The 3,352-nt window shown below is 47.3% G+C and carries 4 protein-coding genes; all 4 read right to left on the bottom strand.

Annotated elements, in window-relative coordinates:
* Positions 1 to 639: 639 nt before the first annotated feature.
* Positions 640 to 1,134 carry a PBECR2 nuclease fold domain-containing protein gene (locus AC6CWS_RS26365; protein WP_032637331.1) on the bottom strand — a complete coding sequence of 165 codons (495 nt, stop codon included), beginning with the start codon at positions 1,132 to 1,134 and terminating at the stop codon, positions 640 to 642.
* A gap of 4 nt (positions 1,135 to 1,138) precedes the next feature.
* Complete coding sequence (locus AC6CWS_RS26360) at positions 1,139 to 1,651, bottom strand: hypothetical protein (protein ID WP_032637334.1); 513 nt, start codon at positions 1,649 to 1,651, stop codon at positions 1,139 to 1,141.
* A gap of 517 nt (positions 1,652 to 2,168) precedes the next feature.
* Complete coding sequence (locus tag AC6CWS_RS26355; protein WP_032637338.1) at positions 2,169 to 2,552, bottom strand: HumD family translesion DNA polymerase; 384 nt, start codon at positions 2,550 to 2,552, stop codon at positions 2,169 to 2,171.
* Position 2,553: 1 nt separating this feature from the next.
* Positions 2,554 to 2,793: a hypothetical protein gene (locus AC6CWS_RS26350; protein ID WP_032637398.1), complete on the bottom strand. Its 240-nt coding sequence runs from the start codon at positions 2,791 to 2,793 to the stop codon at positions 2,554 to 2,556.
* Positions 2,794 to 3,352 lie beyond the last annotated feature (559 nt).

Below are 3,352 nucleotides of genomic sequence, written 5' to 3'. Positions count from 1 at the left end.
CTTTCTGCGCTCATGATATGCCTCCCGGTAGTTTAAACGGACCAGTGAAGCTTACCATAGCGCGGACATCTGAATTGAGCCACAGGCGGACATTACTATTGAGCCATTACACACGTGGTGCGCAAAAGGTACAATATGTTAAATACAGCCGTTTTTGATGAAATTATCCCTGCTTGGCGGCGACATGGAAAAATGTCGATCTACGTATCAGCGTGGTGGACATTTTTTTTACGGTGCCGGTACGTCTAGGGGGGCATCGCTGTTTTCAGGCGAAACAGGGCAGGGGAGGGAACAGACACAGGCGGGACACTGTACATGTTGTGTGCCGTTCAGCTGTGGTCGATAGCAGGTGTTGATTATCCACAGAAACGGGGATAAGTGCGCGATAACTGGACATAATTGCCTGAGTGTCCAGTTGAGGTATCTGTGGAAATGTGTAAAACAATTGACGGTAGCGTCAACGTGATGTAGATTGAAGGTGAGCGCGAAACCAGCTGCATTAGGGTGCAATAGCTGGCGTAGGAACCCCATAGAAGCCCTTAATTCTGTGCTTGGGTGAGACCTCCCACCATTGTCTGAGGTGGTAAATATAAAAAGACAACATTATTTAGCCGCGATGTCCACCATTGCGGCTTTTTGTTATCTGCTGTATAGCAAAATCCCTCTACGATGCTTGTTAAGACCCTTCGCTTCTGTGTGCATGAAGTTCCAGAGAACTTTTCCATCCCATGGCGCAACAATAACCAGCATTTGTTGCTTTTGCTTATATGTGCCAATGAATATATACCGCACCATACCGTCATCATACATGGTCTCCCAAATCTCATAGGGGTTAACGAGCGTATCAAGCGCAAATTTTACGTAACGTTCGCGCGCATCTGCTCGCTTTTCGACAATGTGTGAAAGCTTATCTCGCAAGATGTGAATATCTCCGATAGGAGTGGTTTTAACGATCTCTGACATATCTTCAGCGCTAAACCCCATATGAACCTCAAGCAATGCAAGAGCTTCATCAAGACTACTACCGGCATCAATCTCATCAACAAGCTCATTACGTTCATCGACGTCTAGATTCCTCAAATCTTTCAGATCGAGATCTTTAAACGTTTGCAACCCATCGACCGCTTTAGCCATTCATTTATTCCCCCCATGAGGCCTTAATCTCAACAACTCGTTCCGCCAGGATGTTATAGGTTCTTCCCTTAGTGATAACCCCATCCTCCAAAAGCTTTTTAACTACATATAATGGGTGAATAATCAGTACGTTATGAAACTCACCAGTGCTACCTTCTCTTGTGGAAATGAAACCCAATTCCTTTAACTTCCTCATTCTTCCTGTCCATGTAGTGACTCCTCGATCACTGGCAAACCCTGACTCATAGGCCAACACTGTTTTATCTCTTATTTCTATTAGTCCTTCATCTGAAACCCTAAACCACAAGGCTAAGTACGTTGTCGATAGTGGTGATCCTTTTGATAAGCTGTCCATTAGAACACCAATCAAAGGTAAATAACGCGGTACTGTAGAGAATCCATCGTTTTCTAGCCTGTGCCAGGTTGGTACTTCCTCGCTTCCCCACAATGCCTTTATAAGTTCTGAACGTCTTTCTGACTGATTTCGTTTTCCTGCTCTTTTACTTCTTTCTGACATGTTTTTCTCCTTCCATCTGATAAATGTAATTTACTGAAAAAATATAGCTAAATCAATGACTTGTTTGTTTTTGTGACTGCTGTTTTTATTGTGGTCGGCAGGGAGATTAACGTTATATAGGTAATGAATATTACATTATTAATGTTTACATGTAATATATATTACATGTTGTTGGTCTATGTATATGATATTAATTACTTTATGAATAGATTCCGGTGCTCCCTGTGCTCACTGTTCTCTCTGTGCTCACAGTGCTCCCTGTGCTCCTTGGGGTTGTAGGGGGCATTTGGGGATTGGGATACAACCTACGTGTTTGCTGTCTGAACGAAGCATATTTTGATACGGCGTTGCTGGATATCCAGATTGTGGCCATGGAATTTTTAGAAAACTGGTATCGAGCTGCGAGGGAATTGTTTAATCAGGCGTGGGTAGTGCTTCCAAATTTTGATGTTATATAAATATAAAAAAAGTACATAAATAATATTATTTATGTACTTTTTTATGTGCTTCTGCGTTTCTATATCACCGGTAAATCCAGAAACTCCCCTGATCTCGCATCGGTAACAATGTGCGTAATTACTCCCCTGATCTCCAGCCCTTCCTCGTCGTCTTCTGGCAACGCCCGGATTTGATCCAGCTTATCGAGTTCCTGGAGACACCGTGTAGGGTACAACCGTAACCGCATAAGCCTGAATTGTTCTTCCAGGACACATAGCACCAGAGAACCATCAACCGGCGTACCGCCAAAATCTACAATCAGCAGCGAGTCCTGCCTGATGCCCTCCCGGAACGAAGTGCAGTCGCTGCGGAACAGGAACACGCCCGGACGCCCGGTTTTACAATAGCTGTCCAGCGAGAGGCGGCTTTCCTGGTAATCCATTGCCGGTGATGGAAACCCCATATCAGCGCCCTCCGTTCGGGTTAAACAGCTGGAACGTCCGGTTTTCTCCCTCACTGGGGGAGACGTCCCGGAATACCGTCACATACGTTTCTATCCACTGGTTAGCCTGGCGGGGCGTCCAATGCCAGTTGAACTTGTGCAGCTCCCGGACAAAGGCAGCGGTCGTGACGGTCTGACGGCCATCCTGTTCGCGGGTGATGGCCGCACGCCAGGCAGCGTCAATTTCATAGCGTCGTGGCATCAGATTTACCTCTTTATACTGTATATGCATACAGTATAAGGGGCGGTGAAATTTCTGCAAGTGATGGGGGGATAGCCGGTCAGAACGTCCCCGAAAACAAACCGCCCCCGGTTTCAGGAAGGGCGAACTGACCGGCAGAGGCAGTGTAACACCGCATGTCACAAAGGCAGCACTGACGTCGTCAGTGCTTTTTTTACCCGTCCTCCCGGACGCTGAAGGGCAGTTTCACCCGTGCAGCTAAAGGGGCGGTAAGTCCGGGTGTGCACATCGTCATTTTCTCCTGTGATGCCTTTCTCCTGCGTATCAGCTTCCGGTAATCGTCCCCCGTCACAACCTGGACAGCAAGGGTAAATGGCACGCTGCGCGCCCTTGCTGACCAGAACGACTCCGGGCAGGCCGAACCGTCAGGCGATACGAAGACGAAATTCACACTGACGGAGAAACAGCCAGGGGTCGGTTCCGGCTGAGGGCGAAATGACACCCTAAGCGTTAGCTCTGTGTCGTTGCACGATGTCAGCGACGGTATTCTTGCTGATACCGAGCTCGCGTGCGATCCAGC

Source organism: Klebsiella sp. M041, from assembly GCF_059759695.1.
Note: the sequence above shows the minus strand (reverse complement) of the source record. Positions and strands in the feature narration are given on the sequence as shown.

What these genes read in the sequence shown, in the direction of transcription:
- AC6CWS_RS26350 (WP_032637398.1), bottom strand. Translation starts at nt 2,793, where the DNA reads ATGCCACGACGCTATGAAATTGACGCTGCCTGGCGTGCGGCCATCACC.
- AC6CWS_RS26365 (WP_032637331.1), bottom strand. Translation starts at nt 1,134, where the DNA reads ATGGCTAAAGCGGTCGATGGGTTGCAAACGTTTAAAGATCTCGATCTG.
- AC6CWS_RS26360 (WP_032637334.1), bottom strand. Translation starts at nt 1,651, where the DNA reads ATGTCAGAAAGAAGTAAAAGAGCAGGAAAACGAAATCAGTCAGAAAGA.
- AC6CWS_RS26355 (WP_032637338.1), bottom strand. Translation starts at nt 2,552, where the DNA reads ATGGGGTTTCCATCACCGGCAATGGATTACCAGGAAAGCCGCCTCTCG.